Source organism: Tenggerimyces flavus (genome assembly GCF_016907715.1).
In the GTDB taxonomy this organism is placed as follows: Bacteria; Actinomycetota; Actinomycetes; order Propionibacteriales; family Actinopolymorphaceae; genus Tenggerimyces; species Tenggerimyces flavus.
In genome coordinates this window covers 291,217-312,251 of sequence record NZ_JAFBCM010000001.1, presented here as the reverse complement: position 1 = coordinate 312,251, position 21,035 = coordinate 291,217, and the positions used below count along the sequence as shown (strand labels likewise).

The following is a 21,035-nucleotide window of genomic DNA, read 5'->3' as shown; positions in this document are numbered from 1 at the left end:
CGCATGCGTATCAAGGACATTCGCGCCACGACCGTCACCGTTCCGCTCGAGGCGCCGCTGCGGCACAGCAACGGCGCGCACTGGGGACGCTTCGTCCGGACGCTCGTCGAGGTCGAGGCGGACAACGGGCTCATCGGCCTCGGCGAGATGGGCGGCGGCGGGGAGAGCGCCGAGGCGGGCATCCGCGCGCTCAAGTCGTACCTGCTCGACCACGACCCGGCGAACACCGAGGCGCTGCGGTTCATGCTCGCCAACCCGACCGCAAGCCTGTACAACAACCGCACCCAGCTGCTCGCCGCGATCGAGTTCGCCTGCCTCGACCTCGTCGGCCAGGACCTCGGCGTGCCGGCGTACGTGCTGCTCGGCGGCAAGGTGCGCGATCGCGTGCCGTTCGCCTCGTACCTGTTCTTCCGCTATCCCGACGAGAACGGCGCGGGCGAGATCCGCACACCGGACCAGCTCGTCGCCCAGGCGACGGACCTCAGGGCACGGTACGGGTTCCGCACGCACAAGCTCAAGGCCGGCGTGTTCTCGCCCGGCTACGAGCTCGACTGCTACCGCGCGCTCGGCGAGGCGTTCCCCGGCGACGGGCTGCGCTACGACCCGAACGGCGCGCAGAGCGTCGAGGAGGCGATCCGCTTCGCGAAGGCGATCGAGCCGCTGAACAACGACTATCTCGAGGACCCGACCTGGGGCCTGAACGGGATGCGCCGCGTCCGCGAGAAGACCAACCTGCCGCTCGCGACCAACACCGTCGTGATCAACTTCGAGCAGCTCGCGACGAACGTCCGCGATCCCGCCGTCGACGTGATCCTGCTCGACACCACGTTCTGGGGCGGGATTCGCCCGTGTATCAAGGCGGCTGGCGTCTGCGAGACGTTCCAGCTCGGGATCGCGGTGCACTCCTCCGGCGAGCTCGGCGTACAGCTCGCGACCATGCTGCATCTCGGCGCGGTGCTGCCCAACCTCGCGTTCGCCGCCGATGCGCACTACCACCAGCTGCGCGACGACGTGATCGAAGGCGGCAAGCTGCCGTACGTCGACGGGTCGATCGCGATCCCGTCCGAGCCCGGGCTCGGGGTCAAGCTGGATCGGGCGAAGGTCGCGGAGTACGCGGAGCTGTACCGGGAGCTCGGCGGCTACCCGTACGATCGGGATCCTGGCCGCCCAGGCTGGTATCCGCTGCTGCCGAACACCGACTGGGCGGATCCCGCGATCGAAGGAACGCCGCTGTGAACGACTTCGAGCAGCTGTACGCGTCGGTGGGCGACGACCTCTCGCAGGTGCCGTGGGCGGGGTTGACGTCGCACCCGCGGCTCGTCGAGTGGCTCGACGCGCACGCGCCGGCACGGGCTGGTCGGCCGGCCCTGGTGATCGCGTGCGGTCTCGGCGACGACGCGGAAGAGCTGGCCCGGCGAGGCTACGCGGTGACGGCGTTCGACTACGCGCCGACCGCGATCTCGTGGTGTCACAAGCGGTTTACCTCGTCGACCGTCGGCTACCAGGTAGCGGACCTGTTCGCGCTGCCCGACGAGTGGAAGCAACGGTTCGACCTGGTGGTGGAGATCAACACGATCCAGTCCATCGCGTTGGAGCAGCGGCCGAACGCCATCGGCGCGATCGCGTCGACGGTGGCCGAGGGCGGCGAGCTGTACGTCTACTGCCTGCACCGCGACGACGCGGTGCCGGTGGAGAACCGGCCGTGGCCGGTGAGCCGAGCCGATCTCGCGGCGTTCGGCGAGAACGGGCTGCGCGAGCTCTCGCTGGACGAGCTGGTGGGTCTCAGCGGCAAGCCCGTGCTGCAAGGCGTCTACACCCGTTAGCCAGGGATCGTCGATGCCTGGTTAGCTTTTCGCCGGTAGCGCATCGTTCGAGGCATGCGACTGAGTATCTGCCTTGGCGACTACAACTCCACCCCTGACGGCATCGGCGCGGAGACGCGTCGGATCGCGCGGTTCGCGGACGAGGCCGGCTTCGACTCGATCTGGGTGGGCGACCATTTCTTCAACATTCGTGGGTCTCTCGACGTCCCCATCCCCGAGGCCTACACGACGCTGTCGTTCCTGGCCGGCTGCACGCGACGCGTCCGGTTGGGGGCGATGGTCACCGCCGTTCACCACCGGCATCCCGGCGTGCTGCTCAAGATGATGTCCACGCTCGACGTGCTGTCCGGCGGGCGGACCTGGCTCGGGCTCGGCGCCGGCTGGAACGAGCGGGAGTCGCGCGGCCTCGGCATCCCGTTCCCGCCGCTGGCCGAGCGGTACGAGATGTTGGAGGAGACGCTGCGGATCGCCCAGCACATGTGGAAAGGTGACACGTCACCGTTCCACGGCAAGCACTACGACCTCGCCGAGCCGGTGAACGTGCCGAACGCGCTGCAGCGGCCGAATCCTCCGATCCTCATCGCGGGCGGTGGCGAACGGAAGACGTTCCGGCTGATCGCGCAGTACGCGAACGCCTGCAACCTGCGCGACTGGCCCGGCTTCGAGACCGACCTGCCGGCGAAGCTCGCCGCACTGCGGTCGCGCTGCGAGGAGGTCGGGCGGCCGTACGAGGAGATCGAGAAGACCGCGCTGTTTCTGAACGAGACGATGGATCCGGCCGCGTTCCTCGCGCGGATGGAGCGCTACGCGGAGGCGGGGATCGACCACGCGCTCGTCGTACCCCCGGTGGGCTGGGACGACGCCTCCCTCGAACTCGTCGCCAGCGCCCTGCCCGAGACCGAGAAGCTCACCCCCACTGGCCGGTGATCATGTACGTGATCATGAAGGGAAACTGGCGTATAGGATGGCTTGGCCTTCATGATCACGGACATGATCACGCGGGGGTGAGGGTGCGGCGGCGGAGCTCGGCGAGGGCGGCGGCGGTCGGGGTGCCCTCGGGTGCGGTGTAGAGGACGAGTTGCTGGTCGGTGTCCGGGACGAGCACGGTCTCGCAGGTCAGGTCGAGCACCCCGAACTCCTGGTGTCGGATGCGCTTGCGTACGGATGGCTCGACGTCCACGTCGTGCCGCTCCCACAGGTCGGCGAACTCCCTGCTCTCGTTGCGCAAACGTGTCACCAGCTCGGTCAGCGCGGTGTCGTGCGGACGGCGCACCGCGAGCCCGCGCAGGTACGCCACGTGGTTGCGCCCGATCTCCTCGAAGTCCTCCACGGGAAACCGTTCGACCGCCAGCGGGTTGCAGAAGCGCAGCCAGATCGCGTTCCGGTCGGGCAGGTCCTCGTACTCGATGCCAGCGAGCTCCGCGTAGAGCCGGTTGCAGGCGAGCATGTCCAGCAGCCTGTTCACGACCAGCGCGGGCGTCTCGTCGAGCTGGTCGAGCAGCCGCCGTACGGCCGGACGTAGCTCATCGGTCGCCGGCCGGTCGTCCACCAGGCCGTGCCCGGCGAGGAGGTAGAGGTGGTCGCGCTCGGTATCGGTCAGCCGGAGCGCGCGGGCGAGCGAGGCCAGCACCTGCGGGGACGGCTGTGGAGCGCGGGCCTGCTCGAGCCGGACGTAGTAGTCGATGGACATCGCGGCGAGCGTCGCGACCTCCTCGCGACGCAGCCCAGGCGTGCGACGCCTGCTCCCGGACGGCAGACCGACGTCCGCCGGGTGCAGCCTCGTACGCCTGCTGCGGAGGAAATCGGCCAGCTCGGTGCGGTCCATGCCTCGATTGTCCCTCGCTCGGGAAGGTCCGCGGCGATCCGGCGGTTGGGATGGGTGTGAACGAGGTGGACGTGGTCGTGATCGGCGCCGGGCAGGGCGGGTTGTCGGCCGCGTACTTCCTGCGCCGGTTCGGGCTGTCGTTCGTCGTGCTGGACGCGGCGCAGTCGGCTGGTGGAGCGTGGCAGTTTCGCTCGCCGTCGTTGACGATGCGCAAGGTGCACGGGATCTTCGACCTGCCCGGATACCGGTTCACGCGCTCGCCCGACGACGAGTCGCTGCCGGCCGCCGAGGTCGTGCCGGCGTACTTCGCGGCGTACGAGGAGCAGAACGCCCTCGACGTACGCCGCCCGGTCGAGGTGACATCAGTCGAGGACCTGCCCGATGGCCGCCTGCTCGTGTCCGCGGGCGAGGCGACGTGGGTGGCGAGAGCGATCGTGAACGCGACCGGCACCTGGTCGCGGCCGTACTGGCCGTTCTACCCGGGCATGGGGGAGTTCCGCGGCGAGCAGCTGCACTCGGCTGCGTACCGCGGGCCGTCGGCGTACGCCGGCAAGAACGTGATCGTGGTCGGCGGCGGCAACTCGGCGACGCACGTCCTGTCCGAGGTCGCGGACGTCGCGGCGTCGGCGACCTGGGTGACGCGGCGCGAGCCGGTGTTCGTGACGACGGAGTTCACCGAGGACTACGGGCGGATGGTGATCGCGCGGGTCGAGGAGCGGGTGCGGAACGGGCTGCCGCCGCAGAGCGTCGTGTCGGTGACCGGCCTCGGGTACACCGAGGTCGTTCGCGAGGCGCTGGCGAACGGGTCGTTGCATCGGCTGCCGATGTTCGCCCGACTGACGGCGTCCGGAGCTGTGTGGGCGGACGGCTCGTTCCGGCCGGTTGACGTGGTGATCTGGGCGACCGGCTTCCGCGCGGCCCTCAGCCATTTGGGACCGTTGCGCCTGCGCGAGCCGGGCGGCGGGATCCGCATGGACGGCACCCGCGCCGCGTTGGACGAACGGATCCATCTGGTCGGCTACGGCCCGTCCGCCAGCACCGTCGGCGCCAACCGCGCCGGCCGGGCCGCCGCTCGCGAGCTCGCAGAGCTGCTCGAGAGGGAACGTTCAGCCGCTTAGGGCGATCAGCCCGTCGCCGAACGACTCCCGCCAGCACGCGTAGTCGTGCCCACCGCTGAACTCGCTGTACGTCACGTGGGGATAGCCCCTCGCGTGGAGGACGGTGCGAAAGTGCCGGTTGGTGACGACCAGGCCCGGGGCGGGGGTGACCTCGAGCATGCCGGCTTCGAGCCAGAACCGCACCGGCACGACCGGGCTGTCCGCGGCCTGGCGGGCCAGCCACTCGAGCTCGACGTCGCCCTCAGGATGCCACCAGAACGAGCCGGACTGCGAGAGCACGTTGCCGAACACGTCCGGCCGCCGCAGCGCGGCGAACGCGGACGCCAACCCGCCAAGACTCTGCCCGGCGACGATCACGTCCCGCGGGTTTGCGCTGATGCGGAGGCGCTCGCGTGCCCACGGCATCAGTTCGTCGGCGAGGAAGTCCACGAACGGCTGATGGCAGGAGAGCTCGACGTTGCGGTCCTGCTGCGAGACGAGGACGGCGATGGTCGGCGGAATTCGCTTGGTGGCATGGAGATTGTCGAGGATCGTCGCGCACGGCATGACCTCGGGAGAGATACCGCCGTCGAAGGCGACGAGCAGCCGGCAGGGCTCGCCGCTGTCGGCGTAGCCGGGTGGCAGATAGACCGAGACGCGTCGCTCATTGCCCAGGCTTTCGCTCTGGAGCCGATGCTCGCTCACATCCCCGGGCGGTACGTCGCGGCGCTCGGTCCACTGCGGTGGTGGAGCGTCGGCCAGCTCGACCAGCGAGCACACGATCTCGCCGTGGTCGCTGTTCGGCGGGAACACGAACCGCTTGGGGTTGAGCGGGTCGGGGATCCACCCCTTCACCTGCTCCTCGAACGGCACGGTGCCCTCGGGTGGGTCGTTCACGGCCAGCCGGTAGGTGGTCCGGAGGTCCTTGCGGACGCGGTAGGTCAGGTACCAGACGTCGGTCGCGCCGAGGCGGGTCAGCTCGCTGCGATCCCAGCCGGCCGGGCCTCCGTACGCCGTCACGGTCTCGACCGGCTCGGTGGCGCGCCAGAGGAACGTGAGCCACACGTGCTCGTCGTCGTCCGGGATCGGCTCGACGAGCGGGGTCTCGAGGTCCTTCCAGAACGCCTCGACGTCGGCGTCGGTCAGCGCTTGCAGGCGGGGACTGTCCACAGGCGTCAGCATGGCGCAAGATCGGAGACGCGGGCGATTCGATTGTTCGGTTAGCGTCGGCGGCATGATCGAGAAGCTGCGGGCCTGGTGGGGGCATCGGCAGGGCTTGGACGGTTCGCTCGCTGGTGCTTCGGCGGCCGAGGTGCTGGCGCGGTCGGGCTGGGCTCGGTCCGGGGGTGGGTGCGCTCCGTACCTCACGCTCTTCGCCCGGGCCGGCATCGACCGCGAGGCGGTGGACAAGGCCGTGGATGGCTTGGAGATCCACGAACTGCCGTCCGTACGCGGCTGTGTATACGTCCTGTCTCGGGAGCACTTCGCGCTCGGCCTGCGCGTCGGCGACAGCGCGCCGCTCGGCGACCTCGCTGGCGCTGCCAAGCTCGGCGTCAGCGAGAAGGAGATCGACGAGCTGGCCTCGGCGGTCGTTGCCGCGCTCTCGGCGGCCGGTGCGCCGCTCGATCCGAAGGACCTCAAGACCGCGACCGGGGACCTCGCGCGCGGTCTCGGCGAGCAGGGGCGCAAGCGCGGGTTGTCGTCGACGATGCCGCTCGCGCTCGGGCTGCTCCAAGCCCAGGGCCGGATCCGCCGCGTACCCGTCAACGGTCGGCTGGACCAGCAGCGCTTCGGCTACGTGCCCTGGTCGGAGGAGCCCTCGAAGCTGGACAAGGACGAGGCCAGAACCTCGCTTGCCCGGCTCTACTTTCGCTGGGCCGGGCCGGCGTCGATGAAGCACTTCCGCTGGTTCTCGGCGTTCAGCGCCGCGAACGCCAAGCAGGCCGTCGAACCACTCGGCCTGGAGTCGGTCGAGGGCACGGAGCTGTTGATGCTGCCGGAGGACAAGGAGTCGTTCGACGCGTACGTGCGCCCTAAGCAACCCAGCTACGCGCTGGTCGCGGCCATCGACGGCATCCACCTGCTGCACCGCGACCTGCGCCGGCTCGTCGAGCCTCGGCCGCTGCTCTCGGGGGCTGACCCGGAGTCGTTCGTCATCGTCGACCGCGGCGAGATCGTCGGCGTGTGGGAGTACGACTTCGCGGCTCGCAAGATCGTCTACCGGGCGTTCGTGGCGGAGGATACCCAGCTGCGGAAGGCGATCAAGGCCACTGAGACGTACGTCCGCGACCAGCTCGGCGACGCGCGCAGCTACAGCCTCGACTCACCGGAAAGCCGGCAGCTACGGCTCGAGGTGTTGCGTGCTCGCTAGATTCGCCAATTGGCGGGGAGGTAGTCCAAGCAGATCTTGGAGAGCTCCCACTTGCCTTCGACGAGGCGCTCGGTCTTGATCGAGTTCGGCTGGCCGGCGACCGGGACGTACGAGATCCAGATCCGCCACTCTCCGTCATCACCCTTGAGAAGGTACTGACCGTTCGTCGCGAGCGTCGGCAGGGCGCGGAGCTCGTCGGCGGTGTAGCTGCGGCCGAGGTCGCCCATGCCTGCCTCCCATCTACGACGAAAGGCCCCAGCGATTGCGCGGCTTTACCCGCTCGGAAGCTGAGGCCGACGTATACGAAGAGTGTCCCTATTTGACCGTAGGTGACAAAGCTCAGCTACCGGCGAGTTCGACGAGCGGTACAGAACCGTCGCCGACCGGCCCCGCGCACTAAAGTCGCACCGTGGTAGTTACACGGACAGCGACGGCGGGGGCTGCGCGGAGGCTGGGAACGGGCCTCGTGGTCGGCGGTTCGGCGTTACTCGCTGTAGCCGTCGGCGGCCTCGCGTTGAGCGGAAACCTCGCCGTCCGGGTGTCGGCGGATGCGTTCGTTCCCCCGGTGTTGCTGCCGATCGTGGTCCTGCCCGTGGCGGTGGGCCTCGTGTTGGCGCGGCTCATCCCGTTCCGGCTGGCGGCGACCGATCCGCTCGCCTCGCTCGACCGGGCGCGGATCCAGCGTGAACTGTGGTGGCTGGTCGGTCTGGCGGTCGCCTTCCCCGTGCTGTCGACCTTGCTCCGCGTTGTCGGGCTTCCTCCGGACGTCCGTGGCGTGCTCAAGGTCGTGCTCTTCCTGGTGGTGCCTCTGATCGTCTTCCGTCCTGGTCCCAGGGTCCGCGTTCTTCGCGGGCCCTCGGAGGCGGTCCGTTGGCTCGCCCCGATCCCTGCGGTGGTGGCGTTCGTCTATCTGAACGAGTTCAGCCCCTGGACCCCGGCCGCGCCTTCGGCGGACGACCTGCCCGATCCTGTGACACTCGCGGTGATCTCGCTGTTCACGTTGTTGACGGCGAGTGTCCTGGAGGAGGTGTTCTATCGCGGCTGGCTCCAGACGCGCGTGGAGACGCTGCTCGGCCGGTGGCCTGCGATCGCTGTTTCTTCGGTGTTGTTCGCGGCGATGCATGTCTCGTCTCATGTGTCTGGTGGGGCTGTGGGGATCGGGCTGGCGACGGTCGTTGCTGTGCAGGGCACGTTTGGTGTTCTGCAGGGGTACTTGTGGAGTCGCTATCGCAACCTCTGGGTACCGATCGCGATCCATGTCGTGATCAACCTGATCTACGTCGACTTCCTTGCCGACGCCCTCCGTGGCGGGTCTGGGTGATCATGTACGTGATCATGAAGGCTTAGTGGTTTATAGGGGTGCTCTAGCTTCATGATCACGTACATGATCACCGGCGGGCTGGATCGGGTCGTCCGCCCAACGCATCTCGACGGAGCGCACCGTCCCTGGCCGTTGTTTGGGTCGGGGGCACCCTCGTCCCATAGGTTCGGACCAGGGTGCCCCCGACCCATCCAGATCTCACCATGGCCCCTCGCCATCAGCGTCCCGCCACGTTTGAGATGAAGGGCACCTTCATCCAATAGGTTTGGATGAAGGTGCCCTTCATCCAATCCGCTGGGTGCGCTGAGCCCCGTGATCATGAACGTGATCATGAAGCTGGACCCGTCGTATACGACGGGTTGGCCTTCATGATCACGTACATGATCACGGGTTGGTGGCCGGGGTTCGGGTGAGGGACCTCTGTTTCGGCGGGGTTTGAATGAAGGTGCCCTTCATTCAATGGGTTGTGAAGCGCGGCGGCTGCTGGCGCGGCTCGTGTTCTTCGCGCTGAGGGTCCCTGTGTGGAGCTCTCGAGATGCGGTGATCGCTGAGATCTCTTCGGGGGTTGGTGCAGTCGGGGACTGTGGCGGCGGTCGATGGTGGTGGCCGGTCCGGGGCGCGTCAAGGGCGTCGTTTGGGCGGCGCTTCGCGCATTTGGCAAACGACGTCGCTTCGCGATCGTTGACCCTTGACTCGCCCCGGCCCGGCCACCTGTTTTTCACGCGCCGCCCCCTCCCCCGGAACAGGTGTCCCGGGGGAGGTTCCTTGTTGCTGGGGTTTGTTGCCGTGCTCGCGTCGCGTGTAGGCCCCCGGCTTCGTTGGGTTCAGATGAAGCCGGGGTGCCCGTCTTGATCCGCTTAGCTTGTTGCTCGTTCGGTGAAGATTGCTACTGCTGATGCGGGCAGTCTGTACGTCCAGGTCGACGTGCCCAGTTGTCGATCGAATGTTGCTGGCTTCTTGCCTGCGTTGTAGATCGCCAGCAGCTTCGTTCCATCTGATAGCGTCGCCGACCTCTCCTGCAAGCCACGTGACGATCCGCTCGCAACAGCTGTGCCGGTGCCGGGGGCGCTTGCGGAGAGTTCGTGGATCGACCACCAGCTCCCCGCGCTGCCCTGGTTCACGATCCGCAGGTACCGAGCCGACACCGCCGGGAACTGGACGCTCAACTTCGTCCGGCCTCCACCACGCGCTATCGGTTGGCCCCACGTGACCCCGTCGTCCGACGCGAAGAGCTCATACCCACGAGGGAAGTCGCCGCCGCTGCCGGTGGCGTCGATGGTGAACTCGCTCACGGTCTTCGTCGCGCCCAGGTCCACCTGGAACCAGTCGCCCGGCTCCATCCCGCGCCCCGTACTCCAGCGCGTCGCTTGGTCGCCGTCGAGCACCCGCGCGGCCGGCTCATCGGCGGCCGATGCCGAGGCCGACACCGTCCAGCCGTCGCGCGACAACGGCACGGCGGGTACGGAAGGCCCGAACGAAGCGCCACCGGGCAACGTCGAGCCGACCCACGACGAGCCGACGCGGATTTCGTCGTTGAACGCCAACAGCCCCGTGTCGTAGCTCACCACCGGCCGCGACCCGTCGGCGTTCCGGAAGAACAGGTCCACCGACCCGATCGCCGAAGCATCGGCAGCGCCGCGCTGTGAGCCCGACCAGGTGTACGTCGCCGCACCGCCCGCGGGCAGGGAGGCGGTGAACCAGCGCGACCCGAACTGCACGTTGAACGACCGAGCCGTCGTTCCCGCGTTGTAGGCAATCAGCACCTTCGACCCGTCCGGGTTGACGAACGCCACATCCTGCACGTTCTCGGCACCCAAGGTGTTGGACGCGATCCGCTTCGCCCCGACGCGCACGAACTTGCTCGCGTGCCCGAGCGCGTAGTAGTCCACCGTCTTCGTGTAGCCCCACTTGCCCGAAGCGTCCGGCGCCACCGTGACGATGCCGCGGCAGGTCGGGCAACCGCCGTTCGTCGGCCCGTTGTTCTGGTCGAGCGCCATGTTCCAACGTACGACGCCCTTCGCCCAGTCGCGCGTCGAGTTCACGACCAGACCGATGCCGCCGCGGAAACCGGCTGCCGCGTCGCCTTCCCACTCTCCACCGGAGCATTCGGTGTGGTACGCGGGCTTGTTCGGGTAGCTGTTGTGCGACATCGACTGCGCACGCACGTCGCCGCCGTAGCAGTGCCACGCGGTGCCGTAGACATACGGAGAGGTCTGAGGGTCGGCGTACAGAGTCTCCGGGTACGTCACGACGTCCCAGTTGTGGTCGTACCCGAGGAGCTTCGTCGACGACAGCTGCCCGCGCTTCTTCAGTGTCGGGCCGAGGTAGTCGCGGATGAACACGTTCGCCTGCTCCGCCGACATCCCGAGGCCCGGGTAGCCCGGCGGCTGGTAGAGCGGCTCGTTGTTCACCGAGATGAAGTCGACCGGCACGCCCTCGCGCTTGTACGCCTTGAGGAACTTCGAGAAGTAGTCCGCCAACGGCTGTTGGGCTTCCGGCTTCAGGTTGCCGCCGATCATCGAGTCCGTCGTCTTCATCCACCCCGGCGGACTCCACGGCGACGCCATCAGCGTGAGTTTCGGGTTCAGCCGTTCCGCCTGCTTCAGCAAGGGAATGATGTACGGCTTGTCATAGTCGATGGAGAAGTGAGCCAACGTCGGATCGGTCTGCCCGGCGGGCATGTCGTCGTAGGAGTAGTTCCCGTTGACCGCGAAGTCGCTCGCGCCCATCGGTTGCCGGACGAACGACAGCCCGATGCCGTCGCGCGGACTGAACAGCTCGCGCATCACCTTGTCGCGCTGCGCCTTGTCGAGCCGCGTTCCGACCAGCCAGGCAGAGGAGTCGGTGAACGAGGCGCCGAACCCGATCATGCTCTGGTAGGTACGGCGCTCGTCAATGTGGATCGTCTGCGCGGCGGGTGCCTTGCCGTTCCGCCAGTCAAGGCCGGCTTGCTTGCTGAGATAGAGCTGGTTCGGAACGTCGGTCAGCCAGACCGAGATGTCGTGGCCGCCAGCTGTACTCGTCGCGCCGAAGGCCGTGGATGCCAACGCCCCTGCGAGCAGGACGCCGGCAAGTCGCCGGATCATGTGCATCCCTTCGTCGAAGGTAGGAACTACTGAGGCCGGTGATCCTTTCTGGGCGCTGGGTGTTCACCGCGCTGACCGTCTGGCCCGGTTGGGGCCCGGTGATCCTCATCTTTTCGAGTGGAGTGCTACTGATCTCCCTGCTGTCCCCCGCATGAATCCCGCACGACGAGTCGCGTCGGCAGCATCACGTTCTGCTGGACGGTCGTGCCGCCCTCGATCGCGTCGAGGGCAAGCGACACGGCCGTTTGGCCCATCTCGTAAAGCGGTTGGTGCACGGTGGTCAGCTGCGGCCGGGTCAGCTCCGCGGCCGCGATGTCGTCGAAGCCGACCACCGAAACCTCCGTTGGAACGCGGTCGCCGAGCACGTCCATCGCGCCGATCGCCATCAGGTCGTTCATCGCGAACACCGCGTCGATCGTCGGATCGCGCGCGACCAAAGAAGCGACGGCAGTACGTCCGCCCGCCATCGTGAAGTTCGCGTCCACGACCAACGAAGGGTCGAACGCGACCGAAGCCTCGTCCAACGCCTCGCGATAGCCGGAGAGCCGGTCACGGCAGCAGCCGTAGTCCATCGGCCCCGCAACCACGGCGATCCGCCGCCGGCCGAGGCCGAGCAGATGCCGCGTCGCCAACAACGCGCCCTGGTGGTTCGCGCTCGACACCGACGGCAGCTCGGCCGGATGGCCGCGGTCATCCACGACCACAACGGGCAAACCGTGCGCGGCGAGGTCGCGGATCGATGGGATCAAACCGGGCGGAACGATCAGCAACAACCCATCCATCGGCCGCGACGGCAGCACCTTCGCGACGAACTCGCGCTCGGTCTGCTCGCCCTTCGCCGTCGAGAACAACAGCAACGTGTAGCCGGCGTCCGACACCGCATCGGCAACGCCTTGCAGAACGTCGACCAACCACGGCCACTGGACCGACGGCAATAGGAGCCCTAGGCAACGAGATCGCCCTGTACGCAAGGCATGTGCGGCCGCCTGCGGTACGTACCCGAGCTCCGAAGCAGTCTGCAGCACGCGCTCTCGCGTCGTCGGATGCACCTCGTCGCGTCCGTTCAACGCGCGCGACACCGTGGCCTTCGCCAGGCCTGCCGCGCGAGCGATGTCGTCGATCGTCGTTCTGCGTAACTGCCTCGGCGAAGCGCGAGACTGCGATCCAGCTGCCTGCTTGTCCATTGTTGGCCGCCTGACCTAGGACAGTGCCGGAATCGATTCCGGCTCGTCGTAGAACGGAAGCTAAGCCGACGCCAGCACGGTGTCAACCAGGACGGACAGGGCTTGCGCGGACCGATACCGGACAGCGCGACGCGGGATTTCTTGCACCAAACGACAGGACACGCCGAAGAGCTTTGTGGACACGTTCCCATCTCTACAGGGAGAACGCATATCAACGGCCCTTCTCCGCCGCATTGCGGGCGGGTTTCGAGGGTGTTGACTTCCACCAACCGCCAGTCTCTACTTTCCTCCACGGGGAGCGCTCCTGATCGTTTTGAGCTGTCAGCGTTGACGAACCTGGGGAGGTCCTGGACATGGCCGAGTCGATGGGCAAGCGGTACGAGGACGTGCAGGACGTCCTCAAACATCACATGATGAACCGGCGCGGGGCACTCCGCGCCGGACTTGGTTTTGGTGCGGCCGTGCTGTTCGGCGGTTCCGCGCTCAGCGCCTGTTCGAGTGGCGACGGCGGGGGCGGTACGTACGCCGGAAACACCAAGAAGCCCGCACCGGACGAAGGTGGCGGCGGTGCGCCGATCGGCAAGGCGAACATTCCGACACCACGCGACAAGACCGTCATCATCGGTCAGGTCGACTTCCAGGTGTTCAACAGCTTCAACCCGATGATTCCGAACGGAAGCCAGGGCGGTAACGGCTTCGACACCATGGTTCGGGAGTACATGTTCTATCTGAACCTCCCGACCGGCGAGCTCATCCCGTGGCTCGCGACCGGCTACGAGTACAACGCCGACTTCACCACGCTGACGTTCAAGTTCGACCCCAACGCCAAGTGGAACGACGGCGAGCCGCTCACGTCCGAGGACTTCAAGTTCTCCGTACTCCTGCGGCGCGACAACCCGGCACTGCTCGGCGGCGGCGGCAACGCCAAGGACTTCATCGCGAACATCCAGACCCCCGACCCGCAGACCGCCATCCTCGAGCTCAGCAAGCCGAACCCGCGGCTGCACTACGACTACATCTGCTCGATCGTCGCGAGCTTCGACATCCTCCCCAAGCACATCTGGGAGAAGGAAGACCCCACGAAGTTCAAGGACAACCCGCCTGTACGGACCGGCCCGTACATGCTGGACAAGGCGATCCCCAACCAGAAGATGTACGTCTACAAGAAGAACCCGAACTACTGGAACAAGGCCAAGCTCGACCCGGCACCGGAGTTCGTCATCTTCCAGTCGACCGCGACGTCGCAGGACGCCGCGAGCCAGGCGTTCAAGCGCGCGGAGTTCGACGTCGGCTCGCTCGACGAGCAGCACGCGAAGCAGCTGCGCAGCGAGGGTTACGAGAAGCTCATCACGACGCCGTTCAACGACCCGTGTCCGCGGGCGCTGTGGCCGAACCACGACCCCGCACGCGGCATCATCTCCGATCCGCGCATGCACCACGTGATCTCCTACCTCACCGACCGCGACAAGATCGGCAAGTCGGTCTGGCCGGTCGAGACGCCGCCGGCGCAGTACCCGTGGGCGAACTACGACGGCAACCAGAAGTGGGAGATCCCCGCGGTCGCGGACAAGTACAAGCTCGAGTTCTCGCCGCAGAAGGCCGAAGCGCTGCTCGACGAGATGGGCGCGACGAAGAACGCCCAGGGCAAGCGGATGTGGAAGGGCAAGCCCGCCACGATCGAGGTCATCACGCCGGCACCTGTCGACGGCGCGGAGTACATCATCGGCCAGACCGTCGTCACCGAGCTCAAGAAGGTCGGCATCGACGCGAACGTCCGCAGCTACACCGGCTCGGTGCACAGCGAGAAGTGGGAACGCGGCGAGTTCGACATCTCCTCCCAGTGGTGCTGCCAGATGTCGCAGGACCCGGGCCAGCTCTACAACTACTTCCAGACCAGGTACGCGAAGAAGGTCGGTGAGAACGCGGTCGGCCGCAACCAGGTCCGGCTCAAGGACCCCGAGCTCGACACGTTGTCCAAGCAGCTCGACAACCTCGACCCCGAGAGCGCCGAGGCGAAGCCGCTGCTGGAGAAGGCGCTGGACGAGTACTACCAGAACCTGCCGGTGATCCCGGTCATCCAGACCAACTACCCGGCGTACTACAACACCACGTTCTGGGAGGGCTGGCCCACCGAGGACGACCTGTACAACGTGCCCAACAACTGGTGGGGACAGTTCATGTTCGTCATTGGGAGGCTCAAGCCAACGGGGCAGAAGTGACGGCGGTCGCTGACAAGCAGCAGGAGCCGGCGGCGCGGGTCGGTGGCGTACGAGTCTGGCTCGGACGCCACCCGCTCGCCGGCTACGCGCTGCGCCGGTTCGGCCTGTATCTGGTGGAGTTGTGGGGCGCGCTCACGGTCGCGTTCTTCTTCTTCCGCCTGATCCCGGGCGACCCGATCCAGACCCTGATCCAGACGCTCGCGCAGAACTACGTCTACAACGCGGCGGCGAGCGCCGAGGTGATCGCGCACTACAAGAAGGAGTTCGGGCTCGACGGCAACATCTTCCACCAGTACCTCGTGTACCTGCAGAAGGTCGTGATCGAGCAGGACTTCGGGCCGTCGCTGGTGAACTATCCGACGCCGGCACAGGAGGTGATCTTCCGCGCGCTGCCGTGGACGATCGGCCTGCTCGGGCTGTCGGCGATCCTGGCGTGGGTCTTCGGTCTGCTGGCCGGCGCGCTCGCCGGCTGGCGGCGCGGACGGCCGGGCGCAGACCTGATGACGAACCTGTCGATCGCGTTGTCGCACGTGCCGTTCTACTTCCTTGCGCTGATCCTCACGTTCGTCTTCGCCTACCAGCTGGGGTGGTTACCAGCCCGGGGTGCGTACGACGCACGGATGGATCCGAGCTGGAACCTGGAGTTCGTCGGCAGTGTGCTGAAGTTCGGCTTACTGCCCGCTGTCTCGATCGTCGTGATCGGCATCTTCGGATGGTTACTGTCGACGCGGATGCTGATGGTGCCGGTTCTCGGCGAGGACTATCTGACGTACGCACAGGCCAAGGGACTGCGGCCGCGCAAGGTGCTGACGAAGTACGCGCTGCGGAACTGCTACCTGCCGCAGGTGACGGCGTTCGGCATCTCGCTGGGCTTCATCTTCAACGGCAACGTGCTGGTGGAGCAGCTGTTCAACTATCCGGGGATCGGGCAGACACTCGTGCTGGCGATCAGGATCCTCGACTTCAACACGGTGATGGGCGTGACGGCACTCGCGATCTTCGGCGTGCTGACCGCGAACCTGATCCTCGACCTGGTGCTCCCGAGCCTTGACCCGCGGGTCAAGTACTGGCGCTGAGAGGAGGCTTGTTGTGAGGATCATCCGGGCAATGGTTCGTGCGGTCACGGGGAGTTGGAAGCTCGCCGCCGGCCTCATCACGATCCTCGTCCTCGTGCTGGTCGCGTTGTTGAGTCCGTTGATCGTCGGCTTGATCGGGAAGGGCGACGACCCGATCGCGATCGCGGCGTACGAACGGTGGTTGGTGCCGTCGCCGGCGCACTGGCTCGGCACCGACCAGTACGGCCGCGACGTCTTCGCGATGGTGATCGGTGCGCTGTCGACCTCGTTGCAGATCGGGGCTATCGCGGGGATCATCTCGACCGTCGTCGGTGTGATCGTGGCGTTCATCGCCGGCTACAAGGGCGGTCCGGTCGACGGAGTGCTGTCGACGTTCACCGACATGGTGTTGGTGATCCCGTCGTTCCCGTTGCTGATCGCCTTGTCGGCGTACGCGAAGAACATCGGCATCGTCGAGGTGGGGTTGATCCTCGCGATCTTCTCGTGGCCATTCGCGGCGCGGACGATTCGCGCGCAGGTGTTGAGTTTGCGCTCGCGTCCGTACGTCGAGCTGGCTCGGGTCACTAAGGCGCGGGACCTCGAGATCATCGTGTACGAGCTGCTGCCGAACATGCTGCCGTACATCGGGGTCGGCTTCGCCTCCTCCGCTCTCGGCGCGATCTTCGCGCTGGTGGGTCTGGAGGTCATCGGCCTCGGGCCGGGCGAGACGATCGACCTCGGGAAGATCATCTTCACGGCGATCGGAACGGGTGCGATGACTCTGGGCGCGTGGCCTCTGTTCGTGGCGCCGATCTTCCTGCTGACATTGCTGTTCGCGGCCTTGAACCTGATCAACATCGGGCTCGAAGAGGTCTACAACCCGCGGCTTCGGGGGGTGGCTGGTGCCTGACGGACACGAGACCTTGTTGGAGATCGAGGACCTCTCCGTTCACTACCGGTCGACGCACGGCGACGTCGCGGCGGTGTCGGGTGTGAACCTGTCGGTCCGCCGCGGCGAGATCCTCGGCATCGCCGGGGAGTCGGGCAGCGGCAAGTCGACGTTGGCGGTCGCGCTGCTCCGGCTGCTGCGACCGCCGGGCTACATCGCGGGCGGGTCGGTCACGTTCCGCCCGAAGAACTCGCCCGAGGTCGACCTGCTGAACCTGGACGAGCGGCGGCTGCGCGTGCTGCGTTGGCGTTCGCTGTCCTACCTGCCGCAGGGTTCGATGAACTCGATGAACCCGGTCATGCGGGTCGAGGGTCAGTTCCGGGACGTGATCGAGGAGCATTCGTCCTTGTCCCGTTCGCAAATCGACGCGATGATCCCGCGGTTGCTGGGGCAGGTCGGGCTCGAGCCGTCGGTGGCGCGGATGTATCCGCACGAGCTGTCCGGCGGGATGAAGCAGCGCGTGCTGATGGCGATCTCGATCGCGTTGGAGCCGGACCTGGTGGTGGCGGACGAGCCGACGACGGCCTTGGACGTGACGATCCAGCGGGTGATCCTGCAGTCGTTGGCGGACCTGCGTTCTGCCTTCGGGGTCACGTTGGTGGTGATCTCGCACGACATGGGTGTGCACGCGCAGCTCGTGGACCGGGTCGCGGTGATGTACGAGGGTGCCGTGGTCGAGGTGGGCGACGTACGGCAGGTGTTCAAGCAGCCGTCGCACGAGTACACGCGGTCGCTGATCGATTCGATCCCGAAGATCGGGCCGGTCGCGACTCCCGCTCCCGTTGGACAGTCGGAGGCGCTGTGAGCGAGATCGAGCTGCGGGACGTGGTGCAGCGGTTCCATGCCCGGGGGACGCCTTCGGGCTTCCTGACCGCGGTGCAGTCGACGTCGTTCACCTTGCGATCGGACCCGCCGCACATCGTGTCGCTGGTGGGGCAGAGCGGGTCGGGGAAGTCGACGATCGCGCGGATCATCCTGGGGTTGCAGCGGCCTTCGTCAGGTCTGGTGACGTACGGCGGTCGCGACATCTTCAAGCTGTCGCGGGCGGAGTACGACGACTACCGGAAGAACGTGCAGCCGGTCTTCCAGGACCCGTACGCGATCTTCAACCCGTTCTACCGGGTGGACCGGGTGCTGCGGACGGCGATCAAGAAGTTCTCTTTGGCTTCCACTGCCGCTGAGGCTTCGTCCTTGATGGAGGAGTCGCTGCTGGCGGTGAAGCTTGACCCGGGACAGGTCCTCGGGCGTTATCCGCACCAGCTGTCCGGTGGGCAGCGCCAGCGCATCATGCTCGCGCGCGTGCACATGCTGCGGCCGTCGTTCATCATCGCCGACGAGCCGGTGTCGATGCTGGACGCCCAGGTGCGCAAGCTGTTCCTGGACATCCTGACGGACTTCCGGACGACGTACGGCATGACGACGCTGTTCATCACCCACGACCTGTCGACCGTCTACTACATCGGCGGCGAGGTCATGGTCATCACCCGCGGCCGCATCGTGGAGAAGGGGCCGGTCAGCACTGTGATGCACACCCCTTCGCACCCGTACACCCAACTGCTCCTCGCCTCGGTGCCGCAACCCGACCCGGACGCGAGGTGGACGGACCGCATCGACATCGCCCAAGCCACCGCCGCCGAAGCCGGGCCTGAGGTTCCACCCGAGGACGAAGCCCTGGAGGCCCGCGTCCCCTAGCTGTCATGATCGTGGGATGAGCGACCTGGCCGGCTCCGCTTCGGACAAGCCCACCGGCTCGGACCGACCTGCCGAGAAGGATCGACCAACCCAGGCACAGCACGACGCCCAGTGGGAGTCGCTCGACCAGCTGGCGGCGCTGCGATCGAACGAGCGGTGGAACGACCAGAAGCAGCGCTGGGTCGAGACAATGCCGGGTGCCGATCGGGCGACGCTCGACGTGCGGAAGTTCAGGGACTACTCCATGGACCCCGGCAACGAGCGCAATCAGGGCAAGCACAAGGGTTGGGAGCAGCTCGGCTACGACGTGGCGGACGATGCGACGCGGGCGGACCTGTCGGAGCGGGTGAGCCGGATGGTTCGCGAACGGCTCCCCACCGCTGAGGTGACGCGGGAGCGGACGGACGAGCTGGGGGGCCGGCGGTTCGAGGTCTCGTTCGAGCTCGAGGGGGCCACGGCCTCCGACCGGGCGGGAACCCTGCGGACGGTGTGGCTGTTGGACGAGGGTGGCGAGTCACCGAGAATGATCACGAACTGGGTCGAGGTTCATCGGGACGAGAAGGGCAGTCGATGAAGGCCAAGGAGTACGACCGGATCCGAACGCTGGTCGAGATCAGCTCGGGACTGTCCGGCGAGCCCGTTCCCGCCGGCACCGAGGGCACGATCGTCGACGTTTCCGCGGAGGGCGCGGCCGAGCTCTACTACGCCGACATCGAGGTCGGCGACAGCTACGACAACATCGCGCTGCGGCCGGAGCAGTTCGAGCTCGTCTAGGCGACCCCTTGCCCGCGCCGACTTGTTGGACAGATCTCGGCCTAGAAGCCGAGATCTGTCCAACAAGTCGATGGCTGTGGATGATGGGCGCGGGGAGCTACCGGTAGTGGGCAAGCTTGAGGTATGCCACGCAGACCGCGACTTCGACGAGCGGGCGACGACCGCGAGTTCGGTCGCCTCGCCTTCGAGCAGGATGGCGTGTTCACACGCGACCAGCTCGCGGCGCTGGGCTGGTCGCACGACCATGTCGCAGCGGCGGTTGCCGCCGAACGATGGGCGACCTTCGACAACGCCGTCGTGCTCCATCGAGGGCCCTTGAGCTCTCGGCAGTGTCGATGGATTGCCGTCCTGAACGCTGGTCCCACCGCCACGCTGGCCGGGCTGACCGCACTGGAAGAACTAGGTCTGGTGGGCTTCTCGAGCGATGCCATTCATCTCCTCGTGGCGGCAGGTAGTTGGCACGGGCCGCAGGTGCCAGGTGTCCGGGTGCATGTGTCGCGTCGATTCACTCCGGATGACCGGCATCCGGCCCGGCGTCTCCCGGTGGTCCGCTATCCGCGGGCGGCCATCGACGCAGCAGCATGGAGCGCGCGTCCGCGCCGAGCCGCCGCGCTGCTCATCGCGTCCGTCCAACAGCGCCTCGTCACTCCGACCAGGCTTCGCGAGGAGCTCGTCCTGGCAGGCTTGGTTCGCCATCGTTCGCTGCTGCTTCGAGTGCTCGACGACGTCGAGGGTGGGGTGAGCGCGCTCTCCGAACTCGACTTTGTCAGGCTTGCACGGCGGTTCAAGCTGCCCAAGCCCGAGCTCCAGCAGAAGCGCACAGACTCGACGGGCCGTACCCGCTATCTCGACGTGCGATTCCGCCGCTCCGATGGCCGCGCGGTCAACGTGGAGATCGACGGCTCGGCGCACTTCGGCGTAGTCGAGGCCTGGGCCGACATGAGCCGCGACTTCGCCCTCATGACCGCCGGGGAGCCTCTCGTACGCATCCCGAGCGCGATCGTCCGCTCCAACCCCGCGGACGTTGCCGCTCGACTCCGAGAGGTGCTCGAGCCACGACTTGTTGGACGGATGTCGGCTTAGAGACCGACATCCGTCCAACAAGTCGGCGCCTGGGATGGGTTATCCACAGGCTGGTGAGGCGGGCCTGGTCTTATGGGTGGCTGCCCGGCAGGATCGCGGGAGAGCCAGATCGAGGGAGGGGAAGGCATGACGGGGATGGACGATCTCAGCATGTCGGCTGTCGACCAGATCCTGACCGACACGCGTCGGGCGCTGGACGGGATGCGCGAGCCGCGGCCGGCCGACGCGGCGGCGGAGCAGGTCACGGGGGAGGGCGAGGCGGCCGAGGGCAAGGTACGCGTCGTCGCCACTCTGCCCGGCCACGTCCAGTCGATGACCATGGACCCGCGGATGATGCGCCTGGGCTCGGAAGCTGTCTGCGAGGCGCTCACCGAGGCCGTCAACGCGGCGCTGGCCGACCTCCGCGCGAAGACCACGACGGGCGCCAACGCGCCAGTGGACCTCGAACGTCTCAGCGGCGATCTCGAGGCCATCCAGACCGAGTCCCTGCAGAGCATGCGCACCATGTTCGGTGCCCTCGAGGACGTCATGGGTCGGATCGACCGGAGGACCTGAC

The 21,035-nt window shown here is 67.0% G+C and carries 20 protein-coding genes; 15 read left to right on the top strand and 5 right to left on the bottom strand.

The annotated features are described in order from the left end of the window. Positions 1-3 precede the first annotated feature (3 nt). Genes JOD67_RS01625 through JOD67_RS01615 form a run of 3 tightly spaced genes read left to right on the top strand, consistent with a single transcriptional unit; the run spans position 4 to position 2,750 of the window. Positions 4-1,236: an enolase C-terminal domain-like protein gene (locus JOD67_RS01625; protein ID WP_205114229.1), complete on the top strand. Its 1,233-nt coding sequence runs from the start codon at positions 4-6 to the stop codon at positions 1,234-1,236. Next, the gene (locus JOD67_RS01620) at positions 1,233-1,823 is read left to right on the top strand and encodes a class I SAM-dependent methyltransferase (RefSeq protein WP_205114227.1); all 591 of its coding nucleotides are present in this window, start codon (positions 1,233-1,235) and stop codon (positions 1,821-1,823) included. The genes JOD67_RS01625 and JOD67_RS01620 overlap by 4 nt, the downstream gene beginning before the upstream one ends. Before the next feature lie 54 nt (positions 1,824-1,877). Next, positions 1,878-2,750: an LLM class F420-dependent oxidoreductase gene (locus JOD67_RS01615; protein WP_205114225.1), complete on the top strand. Its 873-nt coding sequence runs from the start codon at positions 1,878-1,880 to the stop codon at positions 2,748-2,750. Between the two features lie 67 nt (positions 2,751-2,817). On the opposite strand, the gene JOD67_RS01610 is transcribed toward JOD67_RS01615, so the two are convergent. Next, positions 2,818-3,648: a helix-turn-helix transcriptional regulator gene (locus JOD67_RS01610; protein WP_205114223.1), complete on the bottom strand. Its 831-nt coding sequence runs from the start codon at positions 3,646-3,648 to the stop codon at positions 2,818-2,820. A gap of 50 nt (positions 3,649-3,698) precedes the next feature. Between JOD67_RS01610 and JOD67_RS01605 the strand changes: the two genes are divergently transcribed. Beyond that, complete coding sequence (locus tag JOD67_RS01605; protein WP_205114221.1) at positions 3,699-4,766, top strand: NAD(P)-binding domain-containing protein; 1,068 nt, start codon at positions 3,699-3,701, stop codon at positions 4,764-4,766. Here the strand turns inward: JOD67_RS01605 and JOD67_RS01600 are convergent. Continuing rightward, positions 4,755-5,915 (bottom strand): alpha/beta hydrolase-fold protein, encoded by a 1,161-nt coding sequence (locus JOD67_RS01600; protein ID WP_205114218.1) that lies wholly within the window; start codon positions 5,913-5,915, stop codon positions 4,755-4,757. The genes JOD67_RS01605 and JOD67_RS01600 overlap by 12 nt on opposite strands. Before the next feature lie 64 nt (positions 5,916-5,979). Here JOD67_RS01600 and JOD67_RS01595 point away from each other — a divergent pair, with 64 nt between their 5' ends. Continuing rightward, positions 5,980-7,116 carry a DNA glycosylase AlkZ-like family protein gene (locus JOD67_RS01595; protein WP_205114216.1) on the top strand — a complete coding sequence of 379 codons (1,137 nt, stop codon included), beginning with the start codon at positions 5,980-5,982 and terminating at the stop codon, positions 7,114-7,116. On the opposite strand, the gene JOD67_RS01590 is transcribed toward JOD67_RS01595, so the two are convergent. Further along, a complete protein-coding gene (locus JOD67_RS01590) occupies positions 7,113-7,343 on the bottom strand; it encodes a hypothetical protein (protein ID WP_205114214.1) in 231 nt (76 codons plus the stop codon). The two genes, JOD67_RS01595 and JOD67_RS01590, sit on opposite strands and share 4 nt — an antisense overlap. Before the next feature lie 182 nt (positions 7,344-7,525). On the opposite strand from JOD67_RS01590, the gene JOD67_RS41635 reads away from it, so the two are divergent. Further along, complete coding sequence (locus tag JOD67_RS41635) at positions 7,526-8,437, top strand: CPBP family intramembrane glutamic endopeptidase (protein ID WP_205114212.1); 912 nt, start codon at positions 7,526-7,528, stop codon at positions 8,435-8,437. Between the two features lie 857 nt (positions 8,438-9,294). Here JOD67_RS41635 and JOD67_RS01580 read toward each other — a convergent pair. Beyond that, positions 9,295-11,523 carry a discoidin domain-containing protein gene (locus tag JOD67_RS01580; protein ID WP_205114210.1) on the bottom strand — a complete coding sequence of 743 codons (2,229 nt, stop codon included), beginning with the start codon at positions 11,521-11,523 and terminating at the stop codon, positions 9,295-9,297. A 125-nt stretch (positions 11,524-11,648) separates the two neighbouring features. After that, complete coding sequence (locus tag JOD67_RS01575) at positions 11,649-12,707, bottom strand: LacI family DNA-binding transcriptional regulator (RefSeq protein WP_205114208.1); 1,059 nt, start codon at positions 12,705-12,707, stop codon at positions 11,649-11,651. 353 nt (positions 12,708-13,060) lie between these two features. Here JOD67_RS01575 and JOD67_RS01570 point away from each other — a divergent pair, with 353 nt between their 5' ends. The 9 genes from JOD67_RS01570 (at position 13,061) to JOD67_RS01530 (ending at position 21,034) form a co-directional block, all read left to right on the top strand. Further along, entirely contained in the window at positions 13,061-14,926 is a 1,866-nt protein-coding gene (locus tag JOD67_RS01570; protein ID WP_205114206.1) for an ABC transporter substrate-binding protein, read from the top strand. Further along, positions 14,923-16,002: an ABC transporter permease gene (locus JOD67_RS40970; protein ID WP_205114203.1), complete on the top strand. Its 1,080-nt coding sequence runs from the start codon at positions 14,923-14,925 to the stop codon at positions 16,000-16,002. Before JOD67_RS01570 ends, JOD67_RS40970 begins: the two co-directional genes overlap by 4 nt. A gap of 31 nt (positions 16,003-16,033) precedes the next feature. Next, positions 16,034-16,891, top strand: coding sequence for an ABC transporter permease (locus tag JOD67_RS01560; protein ID WP_205114201.1), 858 nt, complete (start codon positions 16,034-16,036; stop codon positions 16,889-16,891). Then, positions 16,884-17,735 carry an ABC transporter ATP-binding protein gene (locus JOD67_RS01555; RefSeq protein WP_205114199.1) on the top strand — a complete coding sequence of 284 codons (852 nt, stop codon included), beginning with the start codon at positions 16,884-16,886 and terminating at the stop codon, positions 17,733-17,735. The genes JOD67_RS01560 and JOD67_RS01555 overlap by 8 nt, the downstream gene beginning before the upstream one ends. Continuing rightward, entirely contained in the window at positions 17,732-18,622 is an 891-nt protein-coding gene (locus tag JOD67_RS01550; RefSeq protein WP_205114197.1) for an ABC transporter ATP-binding protein, read from the top strand. The genes JOD67_RS01555 and JOD67_RS01550 overlap by 4 nt, the downstream gene beginning before the upstream one ends. Positions 18,623-18,638: 16 nt before the next feature. Beyond that, the gene (locus JOD67_RS01545; protein ID WP_205114195.1) at positions 18,639-19,196 is read left to right on the top strand and encodes a DUF6883 domain-containing protein; all 558 of its coding nucleotides are present in this window, start codon (positions 18,639-18,641) and stop codon (positions 19,194-19,196) included. After that, a complete protein-coding gene (locus JOD67_RS01540; RefSeq protein ID WP_205114193.1) occupies positions 19,193-19,396 on the top strand; it encodes a hypothetical protein in 204 nt (67 codons plus the stop codon). The genes JOD67_RS01545 and JOD67_RS01540 overlap by 4 nt, the downstream gene beginning before the upstream one ends. Before the next feature lie 123 nt (positions 19,397-19,519). Then, positions 19,520-20,479, top strand: a complete 960-nt coding sequence (locus tag JOD67_RS01535; protein WP_205114191.1) for a putative endonuclease domain-containing protein — start codon at positions 19,520-19,522, stop codon at positions 20,477-20,479. 150 nt (positions 20,480-20,629) lie between these two features. Next, entirely contained in the window at positions 20,630-21,034 is a 405-nt protein-coding gene (locus tag JOD67_RS01530) for a YbaB/EbfC family nucleoid-associated protein (protein ID WP_205114189.1), read from the top strand. Position 21,035 lies beyond the last annotated feature (1 nt).